This is a genomic window from Psychrobacter sp. PL15 (genome assembly GCF_035984995.1).
Lineage (GTDB): Bacteria > Pseudomonadota > Gammaproteobacteria > Pseudomonadales > Moraxellaceae > Psychrobacter.
Map to the genome: position 1 here is coordinate 1 of NZ_JAXCIB010000021.1, position 22,750 is coordinate 22,750.

Consider the following 22,750-nt stretch of genomic DNA (forward strand, 5'->3'; position numbering starts at 1 on the left):
TTAAATAGCAGACCAAGAAAACGATTGGGATTCAAAACACCAAATCAGGTATTCTATAACATCATTTAGCGTTGCACTTGGTGTGTTAATCTAGGCACTATAAAAAGGCTATTCACAATAATAATTAGAGTCCATAAAAAGAGGTGATTTATAGAATACTTGCACACTATAAAAAAGGATTTTTTGGAGTCCATAAAAAGGGGTGGTTATTACACATGCTAAGCGCGGCTAAAATTGAGTTGTTGGACACGTTAGGGTGGGTTTATGGAACAGTACGCGCACGGGTGCAATTCATGCTAATGATGGATAGTTTCTTTCAGGTACAAGGTAGTTTTGTGACAAGTCACCCCCTATTCAGAATTTGACCTCATGCAAGAAAGTTGCAAGCTAAAAATAGTGTTGTTTAGTTAGTATTCTTATAAACGAATATATAGAATGAACCTAAGAGTAAATAGCTCTATGACAATACTGAATAATACCGAACTCTCAAATAGTACAATCAATTACAAAATAATATCCAATGAGCTGCAAACAGCCGAAAAATAGTATTATCAAAAATGATTGTTGGTATTATTGTTAGTATTATTGTTGGTATCGTCAATATATAAAAATATAAAACCTATACTTTCAACAACTACCTGACACCGCTATAGAAAGAAAAACGATACTTTAACAAAAACCTCTTATCAGCTGTCCTAAATTAGTTGGCCACTACATACCTACTATAGCTAGACTTTTACTAGACGAACCGTTAGGGTAAATCCTCTACAACTCACTTTGGTTCATCCTATGCTCGAGCCTACCTCTCAGCCCTCTCCTACTCTCAAAAACGGTGCACCGTGGGAAGAATATCAACGACCTTATGTGCGTGACTTAGCCTATGCTCTCGCCTGCCCAAACGTATTGACTGAGTGGTTAGATTTTGCGCCACATCAAGCCAGTCCGACGATTTCGGTGCATAGCCCTAACTTTTGGCAAGCACAATATGCCGCCTATCACGAACGTTTGAATGAGCTTGATACTACCAGCGCCTATCAAGAATTGACACGCTATTTGCTGACTAGACCAAGCCCCAATCGTTTGGGTTTTCATTTTGAAGGGCTATTATCGTTTTGGTTGGAAGATGGTTTTGCGCGTAAGTTGCATCATTATGAAATGCTGGCGAGTAATGTGCAGTTATTTCAAGGTAAACAAACCATTGGTGAGTTAGATTTAATTTTATACAACCATCAAGAGAAGATAACCGAACATTGGGAATTAGCCATTAAGTTTTTTATGGGTTCAGCGCCATTTGCGCCCGTTAATTGGGTCGGTATCAATTCCAATGATAACTTGCAGCGTAAGATGACCCATATGCAAACCAAACAGTTTCGTACCGTATCGGTAGACACCAACAATCATGGCCAAGTCAAAATTGATCAGCGCTATGCCGTTATAAAGGGCCGATTTTTTTTGCCGATTGCCATAACTGATTTCAGTTACCCTGAGTGGCTTGAGCCTAGCTTACCCATAGACCGCTGGTTAGCGACGCCTGATAATCAAAGCTCGAATGCTAGGTCAGAGACTTCTAATCAACATAAAAACCAAATTAAAGATTTAACTAATAACCTTGAAGCAGCGATAACTCCTTTTTCGAACCTCACAGATATACGCCGAGCTCATTATATTGAATGGTTTACTCAGCGAAGTTTTTATAATAAACATAAAAACGCCACTCAGGTGTTGTCTAGTTTAACGACCTTGCCACAAGGGCTGTACTTTATTCAAAGGTCTAATCAAGAACCCTATGAGCCCTTAGTTGTCCTATAGTCAATGAAAAGTAATATCGATACATAACCTACTGCTGGCATAAGTTTTTCTTGCTTGCTGTGCCTACGCAGACAGAGGCTACAAAAAGCTTATACCAGCAGTACCGTCGCGTTTTTAAGGTATTTTAACGATACAAACTGAAATCAATGCCGGTCAGGATAGTTTACTTGAAAGGTGACCTACTCTAATAAGTCTCGATAACCTGCATCAGTTCATACCTAAGCATGTCAGCACTAGGCATGCGCTCAGCATGAAAGCGTACGATGGGAATACCGGCACTAGCAAGGGCCTTGTCTTTCTTATCATCGGCTTTTTGACGAGATTTACTACTGTGGGTCCAGTCATCAAGCTCAATAGCAACCAGTGAGGTCTGCGCATCTTGCGCGACCACCACATAATCTACGCTTTGTCGGCAGATACGATTGAACCAAAAGCTACGTTCAGAAGTCTCATCACTATTCGCTGCAATAATGCGTGACAGCTGGACCTGGACAAAGATATGATATTCTGGCAATGCATTTTTTAGTTTATGAAAGAACAGCACTTCGGTATCAGTCATAATAGGCATAGGCGCAAATGGCCAAATAGCCAAATCATCACCGCGAACGGGTTGTGGTGTAGGATCAGTATTTTTAGACTCTGCTTGACGCTTTGCAGTGAAGAACGGTATTAACTTTGGCAGCGCAATTAAACCTAAGAACCCAACAGCCAATACTAAAAATATAACGCCAAACGACATAGTTTTACCTTATAAAACATCAAAGTGACTGAGTATGTATCATGGCCATATGACACATTTTAAATAACCAGTCATTACACGGCAACCCCTATAGGCTAACGCGTCATACAGAAGAAAAAATAAATGGTGCTCATTTTATATAAGCTTGCCATAATCGGCAATCTATAAACCACAAAACACGACATTCTCTGTCGTGTTTTGAGAGTCAAAAAAATAGAAAGTTGAGAAGTTGTAGTGCTGTCCAAATGAAACGTTAACTATACAGCAACCTTATTACCAGTAAAGCACCCAAGCGCTGGTAGTATTGACCTTAGGGTCGCTATTAATTTGATCTTTTAACGCTAATGCAGCGACTTTACCGCGTTCAGGGCCAACAACGACCCGTACACCGCGACTAGTAGCGCTGGTCTTGACTTGATAGCCAGCTGATTTTAGTTTTTTGGCCATCTCATCAGCAGTCGCCTGATTGTTCGCCAAAGCAACCTGTACCCCAAAGCTGCCTTTGGCATCCGTTTCTTTAACTTCTTTACGTGCCTCGCGCAGCCTTTGCTTGGCATCACGCTTATCTTCGCGCGCCTGTTGAACAGTAGCCGCTTCACGCTCTAAACGTTGGACCTGCTTACGGGAGGGAATAGTCAATGCCTGCCCAACCTGTAAATCAGCAGTCGGTGCAATATCATTGGCTTGTGCTAAGGCTTCAACAGGCATATTGTATTGGCGCGCCAGCCTTAATAGACCGTCACCACTTTTGACGGTGTAATCTATAGACGATTTGGGCGATTCTTTTTTAGCGGCTTCAGTAGCTGATTTTTTTTCAGCCTGTTTTTTGCGCTCAGCCGTTGCTTGCGCTTCAGCCTGCTTCTTAGCGTCGGCTTGTTTCTTAGCGTCCGCTTGTTTCTTGGCGTCCGCTTGTTTTTTGGCTTCGGCTTGTTTCTTACTGTCTGCTAGTTTCTTGGCTTCGGCTTGTTTCTTAAGTTCTACCTGCCTCAGCGATTCTTTTTTTTGGGCCTGTGCTGCTTGTTGCGTGTCGCTGTCGCTCAAGTTTGCAGCAGACACAGCTGGCGTGGTAGTCGCTGAATTATCAGTACTTGGCTGTACTTTTGGAGCAGCAGTAGCATTTTGTGCTGCTTCTGGGCTGTCGCTGTCTCCACCAGTTGAAACACTGTTTGCCATGTACTGCTGATTTTCAGCACGTGCTTTGGCCAACGCTTGCGCCTCAGCGGTTTCTTGCTCAGTCAAAAACTGTTGAGCACGTTTTTCTTGCTCAGCCACGCGCGCAGCACGCTCTTTTTGCTTTTGTGCCAAAAGACGCTTTTCAGTGTCAATATCTGTCGTTAATGGCTGCGGTGATGCTTGTTCAGTATACGATTTGTCCACCATAGCCGGCTTTGGTTGGGGGTCATTATCCACACCAATTTGCTGCACCATAGCGTACAGCATCACGCTACCACCTATAATCATCCCAATGCCCAATAAGGCTTGTCTCGAAAAGTTCATCCGTTTACGTCTCTTAGTTGGTAGTAGGGCTGATTGATCAGCATAACAGTAATTATTGCCAACCGCTAACGTCATCAGTTGTCAGGTATTGTCTTATTTTTATAACAGCGCTTTGATTATAAAACATATTTTTCACGCTGTCTGCTATCGCACTGTGGTCAAAATTAACATTAAGCTAACTCTTTGTTAAGATAAACTATTATATTTCAAGTGCTGCAAGCGCTTCACCGATAGTATGAAAAGAGCCACAGACTAGAATTAGATCTTGCGGCTGACTGGCGTTTATAACCGCCTGTGTGGCCTGAGACAAACTACTGAATTCATGTACATGACTCTTATTAACATACTTCGCCAAAATATTCTGTAATTGCTCAGTGCTAGCCGCACGTGGATAGTCAATTTCTGCAATAAACCACTCAGTAATCGGTAATCCAGCTTCCGTTAAACGCTGTACCACCTTATCAATATCTTTATCACCAAGCATCGAGAACAACATTTTGATCGTACTGGTTTTAACCCTGGCTGTCTTAACATTATCAGAGCTAACCGTAGTTGTCACATTACTTGTTTGACAGTTAAGGTGCTCCTGCCACAGTGGTAATAACTGCGCCAATAAAAACTCAACCCCTTGTTCGTTATGCGCCACATCAAACAACCAACAACGATCTTTACTCTCTCGGTAATCAAAGCGCCCTGCTAACGTCACCGTTTGTAATGCGTGTTCAATAGCTGAAATATCGATATTAAGCGGACTTGCCAGCACCGCTGATAAAGCGTTAGCCGTATTCATCAATGACAGCGCAGGACGTGGTAACTGTAGCGTGACGGCAGCATTACTATACTGCCAGGTTTGCGCGTCAAGCAGGCGGTAATTAAAGTCTCGCTGCACTTGATAACAGCTGACACTGTGGGTGGTGATAATTTTCTGCACGCTGTTTGGCATATCGGTAGCGCCAAAAATCAAAGGCACATTGTTACGTAAAATACCGGCCTTTTCAGCACCAATATCCTCAACATTGTCCCCCAACCAATCGACATGATCGATACCAATATTAGTAATCACTGCCATATCACAATCAATAATATTGACCACATCTAAGCGACCACCCAATCCCACTTCTAAAACCCAGACATCACAGTCGGCTTCAGCAAATATGAGCAGCGCGGCCAATGTCGTCATCTCAAAGAAGGATAGTGTTAAAGCGCATTGTAAACGTGCTATCTCTACCTTGGTAAAAGCTATAATCAAGGTCTGGTCACTAACCATTTCGCCATTAATACGGACTCGCTCATTAAAGCAGCTTAAATGCGGCGACTGATATAAAGCCGTTTTATAACCCGCAGCCTGGCACATTTCACTGATAACTGCGGTGGTAGAGCCTTTGCCATTGGTGCCAGCTACGGTGAATACATAAGCGTCATCTTTAGCCGATTGCACCACGCCTAAGTACTCGGCTACTGGCAATACTCGTGATAACCCCATATCTATGGCGGTGACATGTATTTGCTGCATATAGTCCAGCCACTCGGTTAGGCTGGCGTTGCCATTAGGGCTATCAGGATTAACAGGACTGGAAGTTAAAAGTGCAGACATGGACGGGACCTATGTTAAGAAACTTGTAATAGAGCATTAACTCAGTGTATATCAAGCCTACTAAAAACCGAAATTAAAAGCGGGAAACTAGAGGCAGTAAATTAAAACCAACAGCTAGAAATAAACTGTTAACCCAGCTAGTATAGTCAATGAAAAGTGATATCGATACACAACATACTGCTGGCATAGGTTTTTCTTGCTTGCTGTGCCTACGCAGACAGAGGCTGCAAAAAGCGTATACCAGCAGTACCGTCGCGTTTTTAAGGTATTTTAACTATAACACTTAAATGATGGCGCTCAATAGTGGCTCTCAAAAGCAAAAATAGCATTTACCGTTAAAGTTCGGTAAATGCTATTAGAGGAATCTATAAACTAAGCGACGATCAATATATAGCTCAGCACCGCTATTTATTTAGCTATTGACGCTGAGTCAGTTAATTAGTCATGCACTAGACATCAACGTTTGGCACGCTACATAGTTTTGCTAACAGGCGATAAATAGTATCGATCAGCTGATGACGATGCACCACTTCATCGACTACGCCATGTTCTAATAAGAATTCTGCACGCTGGAACGGTTCTTCTAAAGTCTCGCGAACCGTTTGTTCAATCACACGCTTACCAGCAAAGCCAATCATCGCTTTTGGTTCCGCTAAATGAATATCACCTAACATGGCCAAGGAGGCAGTAACGCCGCCATAAACTGGATTGGTCAATACTACGATATAGGGGATGCCAGCAATTCTTAAGCGCTCAATCGCGGCGCCTGTCCGTGCCATTTGCATCAATGACAGTATGCCTTCTTGCATGCGCGCGCCACCAGATGCCGCGAAACAAACCAAGGGTCTATTTTCTGCCAAGGCTTTTTCAGCGGCTTGCACGAAGCGATCACCGACCACCGAACCCATCGAGCCACCCATAAAGCGAAAGTCAAAAGCACAAGCGACCACATCAAGGTTACGAAGCTTGCCATACATAACAATTAACGCTTCAGTCTCACCAGTTTTGGTCTGCGCTTCAGTCATACGCTGTGGGTACGGCTTGCTATCAATGAACCCGAGCGGGTCTTTGGCAGTAAATTCTTGCCCAAGCTCGCCGTCCACTTGATCTAAAAGCCAATGCAAACGCTCACGTGCCGTCATCGCCAGATGATGGTCGCAATGCGGGCAGATGTAACAGTTGAAAATAAGCGCTGTATTGGTAATCATCGAATGACAGCTGGTACATTCTGTTGATGGCTCAGTCTCCACTGCGGTCAGTGGCGCGGATAGTTGCTGCTTGATGCCAGGTACTGAGCGATTGAACCATGAGTGTCCAGCAATATTAGCATTCATTACCAGAGTATCAGCGCCATCGTTATGAGAGTCAGAGGTTGTTATATCAGTCATATTATTTGCCATTATCGTAGGCTTATCGACAAGTTTGCTCATATACTTGTCGCTGAGAGTTAAATTGGGAGTTGAATACAGTCATAGCATGAGCTGTTATGACACACGCTTACGCGTAATTGTAACAATTTATGCGTTGGGTTAGTTTACACACGTAAACTAACTTTAGCAAAGTCATTCCGTATTGTCACTATAAACATTACCATTATAACTATTGTTTACTATCGATAATTACGCATATATTTATTGTCAGTATCGTTTATTTCAGTGCCGTTTATTTCAGTGCCGTTTATTTCAGTACCGTTTATTATGGCTGCCATTTGATAAGGAATACTCAACGCTATGATTCATAACAGCTCTCACAGTCGCCCGTCTCCCTCTATCAAATACCTATCGAGTCTTGACTTGCTATTAATTTTAAATTGACTCTTCTTATATTAACTTATGCACTTAAGCTGTCTAACGCTTCACGTAACTCATCCATTTTGGCCATAATATTTTGCTGAGCAGCAGCAACGGCAGTATTATCGTTAGGATCTATATCAGCGAAATTTTGTACCAACGCACTACCAACAATAACACCATCTGCATGCGCGCCAATCGCTTTGGCCGATGCGCCATCACGGATACCAAAGCCCACACAAACGGGTAAATCCGTCTCTGCTTTAATCGCTTGGACGTGTTTTGCCACATCGTCAGTATCCAAAGTTGCTGAGCCAGTCACACCAGTCAGCGATACGTAATAAATATAGCCGCCACAATAGGTCAGCACTTGCTGGCGACGCTCAGCTACAGTGGTTGGCGATAATAAGAAAATCTCATTCATCGTATGTTCAGTCAAATGCTGAGTAAAACTACCGGCCTCTGATGGTGGTAAATCAACCATCAAAACGCCGTCGACACCCGCCTGCTCACACAGCGCGACGAAGTTGTCATAACCAATAATTTCAACCGGATTAAGATAGCCCATCAAAATGATTGGGGTTTGGGTATCTTTCGTGCGGAATTCTGCCACCATTTTTAAGGCATCACGGGTACTGGTACCGGCATCTAAAGCACGCTCCGCAGCTAAAGCCACTGTTGGACCATCTGCCATTGGGTCTGAGAATGGCAATCCGATCTCAATCATATCTGCACCATGCTTAACTAAATCGTGTAGCAGGCCTACGGTAGTTTGAGGATTGGGATCGCCGGCCATAATGTAAGGAATCAAGGCTTTTTTATTGTGTGCTTTTAAAGTTTCAAAAGTAGTTTCAATTCTGGTCATAGTTTCAATTCTGGTCATAATGGTCTCTTAATTGAATTTGATTTGTTGTTATAGAATCACGTAAGACAGGTATTTGTTGGACAGATTTATCAAAATCTATTGGAGCCGTTTATATAACAGCGTCAATTTGGCGCAACGCCTCACTGTCTAATTGTTCGATAATAGAGTGCTGCTGCCAGCTTTCGATAGGTACTAGATGTCCTGCGTGTACAGTATTGAGCAGGCTTTGACATTTTAAACGCCGCATAAGGAATAACGATATAAAATATCACTATCTTAAGAGCCCTCCGCTATGTTTAGCAGAGAGCACTAAAAGACGTACTGAAAAACACACTGACTATTTTTGACGATAATCAATCAAAATTTTATTAATACTCAAGCCCTTCCGCTTTCATGACTGAATCCAAATCTTTATCACCACGACCAGACATATTGACCACGATGGTCTGATCAGGCGTCATAGTTTTAGCAAGCTTAAGGGCATAGGCGATAGCGTGCGCTGTTTCAAGCGCTGGAATGATACCTTCTTTAAGCGTAGATTCATGAAAACCTACTAACGCCTCTTTGTCCGTACAGCCGACATACTCAACACGTTCCATGTCTTTTAAGAAACTATGCTCAGGACCAACACCAGGATAGTCAAGTCCAGCTGAAATGGAGTGAGTTTCTTGAATTTGACCGTCATCATCTGCCATCAGATAAGTCCGGTTGCCATGTAAGACACCAATCCGACCTGCTGCGAGTGGGGCTGAATGACGACCGGTTTCGATGCCCTCACCGGTGGCTTCGACACCATACATTTTGACGTCAGTATCATTTAAGAAGTCAAAGAATAACCCGATAGCGTTTGAACCGCCGCCAACACAAGCGACCAAGGCATCTGGTAATTTGCCAGTCTGCTCTAGATGCTGAACACGCGTCTCTTTACCTATAATCGCCTGAAAATCGCGAACTAGTAATGGATAAGGATGCGGGCCTGCCACTGTACCAATAATATAGTAAGTGGTGTCTACGTTAGTCACCCAATCGCGCATGGCTTCGTTCAGCGCGTCTTTGAGCGTCCGTGAGCCAGAAGTGACAGGTACGACAGTCGCACCAAGCAAACGCATACGGTAAACGTTGGTCTTCTGGCGTTCGACATCATCAGCGCCCATATAGACAATGCATTCTAGTCCCAAACGCGCTGCAATAGTAGCAGTAGCAACGCCATGCTGCCCGGCGCCCGTTTCTGCAATAATACGTTTTTTGCCACACATTTTGGCCAATAGCGCTTGCCCGATAGTGTTATTTACCTTGTGTGCACCAGTGTGATTTAAGTCTTCACGCTTAAAGTAAATTTGCGCCCCACCAATTTCATTACTCAAACGCTTGGCATGGTACAAGGGTGTTGGACGACCGACATAATTGACTAAATCGTTGTGATATTCTTCCCAAAACGCTGGATCTACTTTGACTTTATTATATAACGCCTCTAGCTCTTCAAGCGCTGCCATCAAGGTTTCGGAGACAAAACGACCACCGTGGACGCCGAAATGCCCGCGTGAATCAGGATATTGGTTAAAGTCTTGCACGTTTTCTGGATTAACAAAGGTGTTAATAGCGTCTGCTGTGATAGATGGGGATTTATTAGCAACATAACTCATGGTAATTCCTACTGTAAGAAGTGGTATTTTTTGGGATAATTGTTTAGATAGCGCTCTTAAAAATAACGGTTCGATAGCTGTCTTGATAATGATGTCTTGATAGTAACGGAGAAGAATGAACGTTAAAAAGCAGATAAGCTATTAGTGAACATTCAAATAGGACAAACTTGCAAGTCTATTATAATGGTGCCATTGACTTGAGTTTAAAGGTCGCTTAGCGTGTTATTTTGCCATCGGTCACGCTTAACCGCTTTCATAAAGGCGCGCATCTTAGCATTGTCTTTTTTGCCCTTGTCGTGTTCAATCCCGCCACTGACATCGACCCCATAAAGGGGTAGATCACGTGTCGCGGCGACATTCTGGGCGTTAAGACCACCAGCGAGAATAATCGGTAGCGCACTGTTGTGTGGTATCAAATCCCAATCAAAGCGCGCACCTGTACCGCCATATTTATGTTGATGATAGGCATCAAGTAAAATACTGCTAGCGCCTGCTTCAGCAAAGCGCTCTATTTGCGTATTTACGCTGTTAGAGGTATCTTGTTCAGTATTGATGCGTAACGCTTTTATCCAGCGTTTATTCACTGCCCCAGCAAGCTGTTGGCATTGCTCAGGGCTTTCGTCACCGTGGAATTGAATGATGTCAAATGCCACGTTGTCAGCCAGATCAGACAGTTGCTCAGGCAGCATGTTAACCACTAAGGCCACCACACTAACAAAAGCCGGTACAGCAGCACTGAGTACTTGCGCTTGCGCATGAGTCACGGCACGTGGGCTTGGCGGATATAGCACTAGGCCTACCGCATCAACACCTGATTGGGTGGCGGCATGAATATCAGCAAGCTGAGTAAAACCACAAAACTTCACGTGCATTTTATGACCTTAAAAATTTATAATCCTAACGAAAAAAGCCGTAGCAAAGCGCTTTATTACGATTAGGACAGTAGATCAATATGGCGACAGTAGCGCTAAACACCAGTCATCATAATAATTATGATTTGTTAATCAAATGCCAAATAAATTGCATCTGAAAACTTATCCTAGCACACTTTTATTCATAGTTTCGTTTATGAAAATAAAAAGGATCACTTATGCCCATTACCACGTCACCTAATAAAAGCTCAGCCCTTGAGACTACTGCTATCCAACCACATTATTTGATGTGGTTTCGACGTGACTTGCGAGTACGTGATAATACCGCATTAACCGCTCTTTGCGAACGTGCCCATTTAAACGAGGGTCAGGTCACTGCGGTATTTTTTTTTACGCCTGAACAATGGCAATCGCACGATAATTCGTTATCACAACTAGACCTTATCGCTCGCACCTTACCCAAGCTGGCCCAAGACTTGAATCAACAGTTGAATATCACGTTAACCGTCTATGTCTGCCCACAATTTTCTGACTGTGTAGGTGCTATTAGCGAGCTTTGTGACAGCCAAAATATCAGCGGCGTGATGGCCAATCGTGAATACGAAGGTAATGAAATTGCGCGTGATGAACAATTAGCTAAGCGGCTGGCCAAAAAGGATATTGAATTTATTCGTTGGCATGATCAATGTGTTTTGCCACCGAAAAGCATCACTACTAATGACGACAGCATGTATCAGGTATTTACACCGTTTTATAAAAAATGGCAGCATACCTTAGATACCAGCCCCATTCAAATACATGAAGCGCAGGCGATCAATACTGATAACAGTACTGATAACAGTACTAATAACAGTGCTACATGCAAAGATAAACTGCTTGCCTTAACTCAAACAACGGCTAGTGCAAACACCGTTGAAACGATAACAATATTGGGTGAAAATGTTGTTAAAGACTATCTAGGTTCATTAAAAGACGCCCACACCAATCAGGCCATGCAGCCAGTTGATCGTGAGGCGCAGCTTGACCAGGCGCGTGATGCCTACCCTGCTGGTGAGGTTGCTGCGTGCCATCGTTTAGATCAATTTATTGCTGATGATATTGATAACTACAATGTGAGCCGTGACGTTCCTAGCTTACAGGCTACTAGCCAGATGTCGGCCTATCTTACTATTGGGTCAATCAGTGCTAGATATTGCTACTTACAAGCGACCAGAGCGCTGAATAGCAACAGCGAAAGTGAGGCGTATGTAGACAGCGATGCAGGCGATGTAGGCAACAGCAACGATATTAATCGCTGGATTAGCGAGCTTGCATGGCGAGATTTTTATCGTCATGTCCTAGCTGACAAGCCAGCCCTTATCCGTCATTACGCTTATAAAGACGAGCTAGATATCGGTATTAACTGGTCCTATGATCATGATGACTTTGACGCATGGTGTGCCGGCAAGACTGGGGTTCCCTTGGTCGATGCAGCGATGCGTTGCCTCAGTGCCACAGGCTTTATGCACAATCGTTTGCGTATGGTCACGGCGATGTTTTTGACTAAAGACTTATTGATTGATTGGCGCTGGGGCGAACGTTATTTTATGCAGCAGCTAATAGATGGCGATTTTGCATCTAATAATGGTGGCTGGCAATGGAGCGCTTCGACCGGTACCGATGCGGCGCCCTACTTTCGTATTATGAATCCTTTCAGCCAAGCCAAAAGCCATGACCCTGATGGGATATTTATCAAGACCTGGCTACCTGAGCTAAAAGAGGTTCCTGCCAGCATCTTGCATAGCGAAGATAAATTGCGCAAGATGCTCGCCACTAATGGTCAACTGGTCAAAATCGACTATCCAGTACCGATGGTAGAGCATAAAGTAGCACGACAACTGGCCATTGCTGAATTTAAGAAATAGTAAAGTATCAGTTGTTTGATCAGTTATTAAGACCACTGCAAATATTGATTGGCTGCAACCCGATTTTCCATACTGCAGCTAAGCAAACACTACCAATTGAATAACCATTGTAATATTTTTGGAAAATAACACTGACTTTAAAACCGATGATTAGGGTCAGTGCTATCTCTCGTCAATAACGCCGGTCTCACGTACAAAATTATACAGAATATTTTTTGCGACTCATCATTAATATTCTACAAGTAGTCTACGTCAATTTAAGATAGATCTAATCAGTTAGCTAGTTAGTTATCGAAACGCTATGACGTCTTTAATGGCATTTGGCACGCGCCTGCACCTTGAGTCGTCACCGTCACCACCGCACCTGTAAGAGAAAATAACTGCTGCAGTTGAGTTTGAGCGTTTTTTAGGGCCATATTCATAACATCTCCACGACATGCTCGCTCTAATACTTCTTTTTTGGCCATACTTTGTGCTTGATCTAATATTTTAGGATCGACCTGCATCATACCGAAAACACCCGTTTGCCAATCGTAAATCTCAATATCATCTAAATATACTGAAAATATTTCTGACGGCGGCAAGGTGATATTAATCTGCGGCATGATAGAGATGGGCACATTAATATCAGTAGCCGACTTGTTATCGTTAGCCTCAGTCGTATTACTGACGTTAACTTGATCCATAGGTTGCACTACTTGTACCATCTCTGGTGTTAACGCACTCAAATCAATACCAGCTTCCACGCGCCCGCGAGCGATAAACAAGCCTTTTTGTTGATCTTGCCATAGCTTCATCCAGCTGCCTTGACGTTGGCTAGTAATGACGGTATCCACGCTAAAAGCCACCGTTTGTAGGCGGTTTAATTGCTGTATCTGTGTTACCACACCTTCACGAGTGACAGTCTCAATAGGTTGTTCTGCTTCAGCCTGCTGCGCAATGTAAATAGCAAAAGCTAATGCAGCCAAACCGACAAGCAATAACAACCATGACATCGTCGCAATAGGTGGTTTTTTAGCGTGCTTGCTAATAGCACCTTTATTACTTATTGAGGGGCTATCAATTGAAGAGTGGTCAATTGACCGATCCTCATCTGAAGAGTGGTTATCAGGACCTGTCATATAAGTTGCCTCAGAATTTATAATCAATATTTATGAATATACGACATATCATGAATAGATCCTACGGCATAAATGCTACTTTTCTAAGATAACTGCAGGTAATGACTACTAATTTTCCAGACAACTTCCTATAAACGTACTGATAAAAACTGGTGGGTTATCCATCATGAACCGCCATAAAAACGATTCAATAACTGCTTTATTTTTAGCACTATTTACCTGTTTTTACGCTGTTAAAGCTGAAAAAGAAAAAAGTCATTGCGTCTTAGACAAAGTTTACCTAACATAGTCCGATTGTATCGAGAAAATGTCGACAAAAATTTATTTATCAGGTTTGGAATCGTCGTATAGGTTAATTATTAATACCTTCACTACGGTCCATTCCTTTGTTGTTGTGGCTATAAACAGTCGCTATAAAGGTAAGCTTGCGATGGTCATCAAACCATTCGCAAATGCTTGGCCTTCTACTGTTTATTTTTTATTTTATCGTTGATAAGGTTATGCTTTATTTATGAAAGCCAGTCAGTTTTTGTTTGCTACGCTAAAAGAGACCCCAAGTGACGCGGATATCGCTTCAAGCCAATTGATGGTGCGTGCCGGTCTTATTCGTAAAATCGCTTCTGGATTGTATATTTGGTTGCCCATGGGGCTGCGCGTATTGCAAAAAGTCGAGCGTATCGTTCGCGAAGAGATGCAAAATATCGGTGCGCAAGAAGTCTTGATGCCAATGACCCAGCCCGCTGAACTTTGGCAGACTACGGGACGTTTTGATGATTATGGTCCTGAGCTGTTACGTTTTAAAGACCGTCATGATCGTGATTTTGTACTAGGTCCGACCCATGAAGAAGTCATTACTAATTTAGCGCAAGGTGAGCTGCGCAGTTATAAGCAGCTACCCATTACCTTCTTTCAGATTCAAGGTAAATTTCGTGATGAGATTCGTCCGCGATTTGGGGTAATGCGTGCGCGTGAATTTACTATGAAAGATGCTTATTCATTTCATGTTAACCAAGCGTCATTGGCCAAAACTTATTATGATATGTTTGAGGCTTATACCCGTATATTTACCCGCTTAGGCCTCGACTTCCGCGCCGTACAAGCCGATACTGGCTCAATTGGCGGCTTTGCCTCACATGAGTTTCATGTGCTTGCCGATAGTGGTGAGGACGATATTGCCTTTTCAGATTCTTCTGATTATGCGGCGAACGTTGAGCTTGCCGAGTCGGTCAGTACCGCTGAACGTCAACCGCCAGCGATGCCACGTGAAGATGTCTTAACGGAAAATATGACGAGCTGTAAAATAGTCGCTGAGCACTTAGGTATTGCGCTCTCAACCACCGTAAAAACCCTTATCGTACATGGTCATACAGTGACTAACGAGCCGCAGCTGATCGCGATTGTCCTACGCGGTGATCACAAACTAAATACTGTTAAAGCTGAAAAAATAGAAGAAGCCAACGTTCCGCTTACCCTGGCCTCCGATGAAGAGTTAAAAACGGCGGGTCTGCATAAAGGTTATATCGGTGTTGATCTCGATATGCCAGTGTTTGTTGATCGCGCGGCAGCGACCTTATCTGATTTTGTTTCTGGCGCCAATGAAATGAATAAGCACACCACAGGCATGAATTGGACACGTGATACACGTATCACGCGCATCGTCGACGTCCGTAATGTTCAAGAGGGCGATCCGTCCCCAGATGGTAAAGGCTCGCTACAAATCAAACGCGGTATCGAAGTCGGTCATATCTTCCAGTTGGGAGATAAATACTCGCAAGCGATGAACTGTCGAGTTTCAGGCGAAGATGGTAAGCCAGTAACCTTATTGATGGGCTGTTACGGTATTGGTGTTAGTCGTATTATTGCCGCTGCTATCGAACAAAATTATGATGAAGCTGGCATTATGTGGCCGTCAACGCCAGACGTTACCGATTCTCTCGCGCCGTTTGAAGTGGCTATTGTACCGATGAAGTCCAAAGAAGAATTGGTCATGCAGACGGCCACTGCTTTATATGAACAGCTTAAATCTCTTGGTATCAACGTGTTACTTGATGATCGTAACGAACGCCCTGGGGTTAAATTTGCTGATCTTGAATTAATTGGTATTCCGCACCGTATCGTCGTGTCTGATCGTAACCTTGCCGAAGACAAATACGAGTACGTCAATCGCCGTGATAATGAAAAGCTAATGTTAAATCGCGAGGAAGTTCTAGCAAAAGTGAGTAGTAAATAAGGTAATCAGAAAGCATTAGCCATAAAAAAGCGCCTGTCTCAGTTAATGAGAGAGGCGCTTTTTTATAGGTAATGGCTTAGCTGAAGGTTACTAAAATGACATAAACCCTATTATTATCTTCTGAACCTACTTCTTCACCAATCAAACTACTGGCGAATCAAACGGCTTGGCGCTGGTAGTAAAGACGGCTCACTGACGCGGCAAGGATTGATATCTATGCCACCGCGGCGTGTATACCACGCGCGTACCATCAATGAACTAGGCTGATAGTAGCGGCTTAAATCAGCAAATATCTGCTCCACACACTGCTCATGAAAGCCATTATGCTGACGAAAGCTTAAAATGTAACGTAGCATAGCGGCATCATCAACTGCACACGTACTGGTCATCGACACCGCCAGAGTGCCCCAATCCGGCTGATTGGTTACCGGACAATTACTGCGTAGTAAATTAGAATAAAAAGTATGGGACTGACCGCTTTTTTTGTCTATTTCAGTAATGTTCGATTGTTCCGTCACAGCCATATTACCAAGCAATGAGGCATCAGGATGGAGAGTGAGCGCGACTTTGCCTATGCTATCTGCCAAGGCCTCATCAATACAAATGCCCTCAGGTTGGCTAATCAGCAATCCTGATTCGGTATCATCTAGAGCAATTAACTCAAATTTTACCTCAGCTTGCACGCAAGCTGATAAGTCTTTAGCGATCAGGGTTTGTACTTCTTCCCAGCTGCTAAATTCAGTGAAGTTAATGCTGTTAAGATATAACTTTAATGATTTAGACTCGACAATATATGACGAGCTGGCGGGAATGCTAAAACGCGCCATTGCCACTTGCGAGATACCTTGCTGATTAAGCCACGACATCTCAAACGCATGCCACCAATCTACGCCAACTTTCAACTTAGCATCCTGCCAGCCAATAGCATCACGCCCAATACTTCGGGCAATAGGATATAGGGTCTCAGGACTATACTGGGTTGGATAATCAGTGGTTTGCTCGCCCAAAATACCATGAATGCTCATTTATACTTCCTCGTTATATAACTGGTCTACTCTAAAACGGATACTGTCAGTATGACTGTTGGAGATTGCCAAGGCCTCTGGAATAGCGCAGCCACACAGTAAGCAAGAAAATTGTCAGTCTTGTCAATGTATGACCCATATCTATTTTAGTTAGTATTCACCATACCTAGTTTTTATTACTATTATTCGTAACCGTTATTTATTACTGGTTGTTTATTATCAATGTTCATACTGATAACTTTTGATTAAGCTCAGTATTTATCTACAAACGAATACGCGAGCCATTACTCAGTAGACGGTAAGAGATGATATAGAACACCACACAAAATATAAAAATGGCCATCATCGAATACCAAACATTGACATCAGAGTGACCGAGAATACCGTAACGGAAAGCGTTAACCATATAAACGATAGGATTCAATAGTGAGACGTTGTACCAGAATGTAGATAAATTTTCCATTGAATAAAACACCCCGCCCAAAAAGGTTAGTGGTGTCAATACAAAGCTTGGAATAATAGTAATGTCATCGAATGAACGTGCATATGCCGCGTTAATAAAGCCGCCGAGCGAGAACAGGATAGACGTTCCTAGCACCGTAAAAATAGTGACAAATAGATGGTCGATACCTAACTTGGTAAAAAATAGCGCGACGATAGAGACAATAATAGCAATAATCAGACCGCGAAAAATACCACCACCGATGTAGCCCAGTAATATGGCATGTTTAGAAACCGGAGATACTAACAGCTCTTCAATACTGGCGGTAAATTTGGCACTAAAAAAGCTCGATACCACGTTAGAATAACTGTTGGTAATCACTGCCATCATGATGAGACCAGGCACAATAAATTGCATATAGGGTACACCGCCCATGTCCCCTACTCTTGAGCCAATCATCTTACCAAATATGACAAAATATAAGGCCATAGTAATGACTGGTGGCAACAGAGTTTGTGGCCAAATACGCAGGATGCGGCGAATCTCTTTTATTAATATAGTGCGAAAAGCAATCCACTTTTTAGCCCAAGACATGGTCTCATTAGGGTCTATAACTACTGGCTGTTTCATAACCCTGCCTCCTTCATACTGTCCTCATTCTGAACATTTTTGTCTACTAACCGCATAAACAGTTCCTCTAAACGATTAGACTTATTGCGCATACTGGCCACCTTGACATCAAGCTTGGTGAGCTGGTCAAAAACACAGTTGAGAGTCTCACCCTTACTCAAGGTCACTTCTACAGTCATCTCATCAGGCTGGGCAATTGCAGTTACCTTATCTATCTTTAAAGGCTGAGTGAGCGGTTTAGTCAAATCTAGCACAAAAGTCTCGACCGACAACTGCGCCAGCAAATCTTTCATTTCAGTATTAATACGTATCTCGCCATGATCTAAGATTGCAATACGCTTACACAGCTGCTCAGCTTCTTCTAGATAATGAGTCGTGAGAATGATAGTGGTGTTTTCTTCAATATTAATTTGCTGCATAAACTCCCACATCGAGCGGCGCAACTCAATATCAACCCCGGCAGTAGGCTCATCAAGAATCAATAGTTTAGGCTTATGAATCAGTGCCCGCGCAATCATCAACCGGCGCTTCATACCACCTGACAGCTCTCGCGACATGCTATCGCGCTTGTCCCACAGACCTAATGCTTTTAGCAAGCGCTCAGCACGCGGCTTTGACTCTTTAGCAGATATGCCAAAATAACCCGCTTGAGTAATTAAAATATCTTCTACTTTTTCAAACTGGTTAAAATTGAACTCTTGCGGCACCACGCCTAGATACTGCTTGGCTACCGAAGGATTGGCTAACAAATCAGCGCCAAAAATCTGCACACTACCATTAGTCGGTTGAAACAAAGAGCTGATAATGCCAATCATCGTTGACTTGCCAGCACCGTTTGGCCCAAGCAGCGCAAAAAACCCACCTTGTGGCACCGTTAAGCTGACATTTTTTAGCGCTGAAAAGCCGTTGCCGTAAGTTTTGGATAAATTCTGGACAGAAAGCGCTGGTACTTCAGACATGAATACCTCTTTTATAGGTTTATGAAATAAATAACATGAATTATAAAATAGATGTTGTAGTGCCTTAATGTGAGGCTGCTACTGATAGATTTCAACTGTATGAAGTCACCAGCATCATATTGATACGCTATATATTGTGAAGACCACAATGAGTAGCCACAAAAAAGCGCCTATCTCATTGCATGAAATAGGCGCTTTTCAAACGTAGGCGGTAGCACAAACTACAAATTCGAACATCATAAAAAGCAAACTAAATTATGAGTAAGTAGATGAGTTAATAATTAACTTATCAACTCGATGTTTTTCAATGCTCAATTCTACTGACAGTTGCTAACCGTGCTAGTGGCGACCAATTAGCTGGCTTCGCTGATCATGTAGTCGACAGCATTTTGTACTTCTTCATCAGGGATATCAGCGCCACCTTTAGCAGGCATGGCATTGTAGCCATTGATAGCATGAGTATATAAAGTCTCCGCACCTTGCGCTATACGTGGTCCCCAAGCGCCAGCATCACCTAGAATCGGTGAACCGAGCAAGCCTGCTGCGTGACAGGTTTGACATACAGCATTATAAACAGCCACACCGTCACGAGGTCCGTCACCGGCTGACGGACCAGACGAGCGCGCCGTCACATCGCAGATATCACCTTCTTCGAAGCACACACGGCCAATCGGCTGAATACGTGCAATAAGGTTTGGATACAGGGCAATTAGCTTTTGCACTTGTGGCGTATCTTGTGGAATAGGCTCTTCGTCAGCGACAGCGACCATCGGTGCAGCAACTGGAGCGGCAGCAGCCATTGTTGTGTCAGCAGCAGCATCGGTTGTTGTATCGGCGGCGGCCTGGGTATCGTCACCAAGCACTTCAGGAGCCTCTGCTACAACTTCCTTAGCTTCTGCTACATCAGAAGTGGTTACGGGAGTTTCTGCGATATCTTCAGCTTGGCTCACTGCGATACTAGCGATTCCTAGAATGGCAGCTGCCGATAACATAACTACTTTTCTCATTCGTCACGTTCTCTTATTACGTATACAAGTGGCTGGCTCAACAGAGACGCTCTGTTTATCTTCGTTTGATGAAGTCATCATCAATAGCAAACAGGCTTCAGGTTAGCGGGCACAATTGTAATCGGTGATCATCAATGGGCATTCTCCCCTTCATTATAAGGGAAAAGAGGGTTAGATTGCCATGCTTGTTTACTGACTGTGTTGTTTTTTCTTAAAAAATATTAATCATCCGTTTCACCGATTGGCTTTTGAGCTTTTATTTGTTAGACTAGGCGGTCTTTATTTCTCCATGCTCTTTAAAACAGGGTGTTTGTTTAAATAAAAACAATTTAAAATAAACCACGATTAATCGTCGATATTTTAAACAATTATACCTTTAGATAATCATACTTTTGAGTGATGATATTTTAAGTAATGACAATGCGCTCGTAGCTCAGTTGGATAGAGTATCGGTCTCCGAAGCCGAGGGTCGTGGGTTCGATTCCCGCCGAGCGCACCACTATTTATAGCTTAAGTTTTGTTCAAATTTCGCCCCAAGCATTAGATTGTTTGAGGTTTTTTTGTGTCTGCTATTTCTCTTCGAACCCTTTATTAATGAGGGTCAGATAATATATCTATACTGAATCTTAATAAATAGCCTGCCCTACAATAATGTATTTATTACAAGTTTACGTTCATACATCCTACAATTAAAAATCAGTGACCAAGTGCTCGGTGACCAAACGGTGACCATTTTGTGACCAAAGTTGTTAAAAGTCGGTTATGGTTACTTAGTCCATTTTCGAAGTAATAATCGCTAACTCAGCAGTCCATTTTCAATATGCCTAGTTGCTCGCTTTACCTCATAGCTATCTGACCTTAACAAATTATCCCAAACATCTAAGCATAGACTCAGAGTAACATCGTCCTCATCATCGACCGCTTCATCATATATTCTCTGCAATATTTTGGTTAATTTGTCCATTTCACTGTAAACAATTTGTTTAGTTTCATCAGATAGACTGGCTGTAGTTATTTCAATAAATAACTTTAATAATATACTTTTAAAATCACTTAAACATAAAACGTGGTTTTCTAAAGCATAAAATAAATGGTATAGCTTTTTGTTCACTACTTGAGAATTCATATAAATATCAAGTAGTTCTTTAGTTATACCTTTATTCCAAAAGTTCTTTTCTCGAATACAAGATATAGTTAAGTCCTTATAAAATCGATACAGCCCATATCATGAAATAGTTTAGGTAGATCATTCTCCATCCAACCTTGGCGTAGGAATTTAGCCTGAGCCCATTTTTTCTCGATAGGGTTAAGATCAGGGCTGTACGGTGGTAGCCATAGAATGCGATGGCCATGCCTATTGAGTAGTTTTTGAATACGCTTATTTTTATGAAACCGAGTCACTCGAGCACAGCTCTTACCTTGCGCTCGGGCAAAGCAGTGCTTTGCTCTATCCTTGCTCATATCCATTACAATCACGCATTTCGTTTCAAGATTTGGAATTAAGGTGTGTTTGCACCAGTCATAAAATACGTGACTATTAATGTTTGTCTCAAAGTAATCAAGGGCAAACAGCATCCTTTCATATAAAGCGCCGATGACATTCGTACGCTTTTTTGCTTGCCAGTTGTAGCGATCAATACAAGGTTTACCTATCGGTGCATAGCCAAAGGGACGAATGGTTTCAGCCTCAAAGCCACTTTCGTCCATATATACAATGGGATAGCCTTGCTGCATAAAGCTATCAAGCTTATTCTGATATATCGCTCTTTTTATCGGACACGCTTTTGGATGTTCCAAGGTCTTTTTTTTGACTGATGCCAAGACGCTTTAAAGCATTAAAGATGCCCGTGTTACTACAGTTCAAGCGATGAGCTCTTTCATAGTTATAATCATCAGGGTGTCTTTTTACGTCTTCAATCAAAGCGTCATCAGGTATTTTAGTCGGTGCTTTATTTCTCTTTGTTTTAGGGGCTAAATTCTGTTGCCAGCTGTGAATGGTGCTAGTACTAAGTCCATAAAACAGAGCAGCTTCTCGGATGGTCATGCCATCAGCGATGCTAGAAAGTACCTGTTTGCGATAGTCGATTGAATAAGTCATTGTTTATTTCATTAAATGCGATTGTTAATAGTATTGTATCGTTTTTATTTGGATTAGACTATATAAGTATTTATTTTTGTGTCCTATTAAATTATTTAATAGCATTTATACCCCCATTAAAAATATGGTTGACATTATAAATCTATATACGAAAAATATTATCGGTATCATTATAATAATGAACGAAATTATATATATATACTTTTCCTTTTTTCTCATTGGCTTATTTCGCTTGTTCAAATGCTTTAGTAGCATTGTTAATTTTATCATTGATAATTTTTTCGTAATATTTTTGACCTAAAATCGAATTCGAGTTTTTATTTACATTAGGCAAATTGCCTAATATAGTTCCAGTCTCAATACTATAAGGAGTTGGAACTTTTCTCCTATCTATTAGACTAGTTTTATCTCCTTTAACGTTGCCAAAATCGATATAGTCAATTCAAAATAAAAGTGTTATGACAAGGATTAATATCATAAAACAATTTAGATAAGTCGTTTTCCATCCATCCTTGGCGTAGAAAC

At 42.3% G+C, this 22,750-nt stretch carries 19 protein-coding genes and 1 tRNA gene; 4 read left to right on the forward strand and 16 right to left on the reverse strand.

What is annotated here, in order from left to right:
- Window positions 1-789: 789 nt before the first annotated feature.
- Complete coding sequence (locus RCH20_RS11860; RefSeq protein WP_327193746.1) at window positions 790-1,809, forward strand: DUF1853 family protein; 1,020 nt, start codon at window positions 790-792, stop codon at window positions 1,807-1,809.
- Between the two features lie 184 nt (window positions 1,810-1,993).
- Here the strand turns inward: RCH20_RS11860 and RCH20_RS11865 are convergent, their stop codons facing one another.
- The 8 genes from RCH20_RS11865 to RCH20_RS11900 form a co-directional block, all read right to left on the reverse strand.
- The gene (locus RCH20_RS11865) at window positions 1,994-2,548 is read right to left on the reverse strand and encodes a DUF2726 domain-containing protein (RefSeq protein WP_327193747.1); all 555 of its coding nucleotides are present in this window, start codon (window positions 2,546-2,548) and stop codon (window positions 1,994-1,996) included.
- A 273-nt stretch (window positions 2,549-2,821) separates the two neighbouring features.
- Window positions 2,822-4,045, reverse strand: a complete 1,224-nt coding sequence (locus RCH20_RS11870) for an SPOR domain-containing protein (RefSeq protein WP_327193748.1) — start codon at window positions 4,043-4,045, stop codon at window positions 2,822-2,824.
- 199 nt (window positions 4,046-4,244) lie between these two features.
- A complete protein-coding gene (locus tag RCH20_RS11875) occupies window positions 4,245-5,639 on the reverse strand; it encodes a bifunctional folylpolyglutamate synthase/dihydrofolate synthase (RefSeq protein WP_327193749.1) in 1,395 nt (464 codons plus the stop codon).
- Between the two features lie 449 nt (window positions 5,640-6,088).
- A complete protein-coding gene (gene accD, locus RCH20_RS11880) occupies window positions 6,089-6,973 on the reverse strand; it encodes an acetyl-CoA carboxylase, carboxyltransferase subunit beta (RefSeq protein ID WP_442793139.1) in 885 nt (294 codons plus the stop codon).
- A 496-nt stretch (window positions 6,974-7,469) separates the two neighbouring features.
- Window positions 7,470-8,294, reverse strand: a complete 825-nt coding sequence (trpA, locus tag RCH20_RS11885) for a tryptophan synthase subunit alpha (RefSeq protein ID WP_209959245.1) — start codon at window positions 8,292-8,294, stop codon at window positions 7,470-7,472.
- 109 nt (window positions 8,295-8,403) lie between these two features.
- The gene (locus RCH20_RS11890; RefSeq protein ID WP_327193750.1) at window positions 8,404-8,541 is read right to left on the reverse strand and encodes a hypothetical protein; all 138 of its coding nucleotides are present in this window, start codon (window positions 8,539-8,541) and stop codon (window positions 8,404-8,406) included.
- Between the two features lie 121 nt (window positions 8,542-8,662).
- The gene (gene trpB / locus RCH20_RS11895; protein WP_327193751.1) at window positions 8,663-9,937 is read right to left on the reverse strand and encodes a tryptophan synthase subunit beta; all 1,275 of its coding nucleotides are present in this window, start codon (window positions 9,935-9,937) and stop codon (window positions 8,663-8,665) included.
- 203 nt (window positions 9,938-10,140) lie between these two features.
- Window positions 10,141-10,809, reverse strand: coding sequence for a phosphoribosylanthranilate isomerase (locus tag RCH20_RS11900; RefSeq protein WP_209958658.1), 669 nt, complete (start codon window positions 10,807-10,809; stop codon window positions 10,141-10,143).
- 218 nt (window positions 10,810-11,027) lie between these two features.
- On the opposite strand from RCH20_RS11900, the gene RCH20_RS11905 reads away from it, so the two are divergent.
- On the forward strand, window positions 11,028-12,713 hold the full coding sequence (locus RCH20_RS11905) for a cryptochrome/photolyase family protein (protein WP_327193752.1): 1,686 nt from the start codon (window positions 11,028-11,030) through the stop codon (window positions 12,711-12,713).
- Between the two features lie 299 nt (window positions 12,714-13,012).
- On the opposite strand, the gene RCH20_RS11910 is transcribed toward RCH20_RS11905, so the two are convergent.
- Window positions 13,013-13,708: a DUF4230 domain-containing protein gene (locus RCH20_RS11910; protein ID WP_442793140.1), complete on the reverse strand. Its 696-nt coding sequence runs from the start codon at window positions 13,706-13,708 to the stop codon at window positions 13,013-13,015.
- Between the two features lie 637 nt (window positions 13,709-14,345).
- Between RCH20_RS11910 and RCH20_RS11915 the strand changes: the two genes are divergently transcribed.
- Window positions 14,346-16,064: a proline--tRNA ligase gene (locus RCH20_RS11915; protein ID WP_327193754.1), complete on the forward strand. Its 1,719-nt coding sequence runs from the start codon at window positions 14,346-14,348 to the stop codon at window positions 16,062-16,064.
- 146 nt (window positions 16,065-16,210) lie between these two features.
- On the opposite strand, the gene queF is transcribed toward RCH20_RS11915, so the two are convergent.
- The 4 genes from queF to RCH20_RS11935 all read right to left on the reverse strand — a co-directional run bounded on the left by queF (window position 16,211) and on the right by RCH20_RS11935 (window position 20,112).
- The gene (gene queF / locus RCH20_RS11920) at window positions 16,211-17,089 is read right to left on the reverse strand and encodes an NADPH-dependent 7-cyano-7-deazaguanine reductase QueF (RefSeq protein ID WP_327193755.1); all 879 of its coding nucleotides are present in this window, start codon (window positions 17,087-17,089) and stop codon (window positions 16,211-16,213) included.
- A gap of 262 nt (window positions 17,090-17,351) precedes the next feature.
- Complete coding sequence (locus RCH20_RS11925) at window positions 17,352-18,125, reverse strand: ABC transporter permease (protein ID WP_327193761.1); 774 nt, start codon at window positions 18,123-18,125, stop codon at window positions 17,352-17,354.
- Window positions 18,126-18,157: 32 nt separating this feature from the next.
- On the reverse strand, window positions 18,158-19,120 hold the full coding sequence (locus tag RCH20_RS11930; RefSeq protein WP_327193756.1) for an ABC transporter ATP-binding protein: 963 nt from the start codon (window positions 19,118-19,120) through the stop codon (window positions 18,158-18,160).
- Window positions 19,121-19,473: 353 nt separating this feature from the next.
- Window positions 19,474-20,112: a c-type cytochrome gene (locus RCH20_RS11935; protein ID WP_327193757.1), complete on the reverse strand. Its 639-nt coding sequence runs from the start codon at window positions 20,110-20,112 to the stop codon at window positions 19,474-19,476.
- Window positions 20,113-20,549: 437 nt separating this feature from the next.
- Here RCH20_RS11935 and RCH20_RS11940 point away from each other — a divergent pair.
- Window positions 20,550-20,626 (forward strand) — tRNA-Arg (locus RCH20_RS11940).
- Window positions 20,627-20,923: 297 nt separating this feature from the next.
- Here RCH20_RS11940 and RCH20_RS11945 read toward each other — a convergent pair.
- The 3 genes from RCH20_RS11945 to RCH20_RS11955 form a co-directional block, all read right to left on the reverse strand.
- A complete protein-coding gene (locus RCH20_RS11945; protein WP_209958683.1) occupies window positions 20,924-21,253 on the reverse strand; it encodes a hypothetical protein in 330 nt (109 codons plus the stop codon).
- A gap of 68 nt (window positions 21,254-21,321) precedes the next feature.
- Window positions 21,322-21,861 (reverse strand): transposase, encoded by a 540-nt coding sequence (locus RCH20_RS11950; protein ID WP_327193758.1) that lies wholly within the window; start codon window positions 21,859-21,861, stop codon window positions 21,322-21,324.
- 13 nt (window positions 21,862-21,874) lie between these two features.
- Window positions 21,875-22,225 carry an IS630 transposase-related protein gene (locus RCH20_RS11955; protein ID WP_327193759.1) on the reverse strand — a complete coding sequence of 117 codons (351 nt, stop codon included), beginning with the start codon at window positions 22,223-22,225 and terminating at the stop codon, window positions 21,875-21,877.
- Window positions 22,226-22,750: the final 525 nt, after the last annotated feature.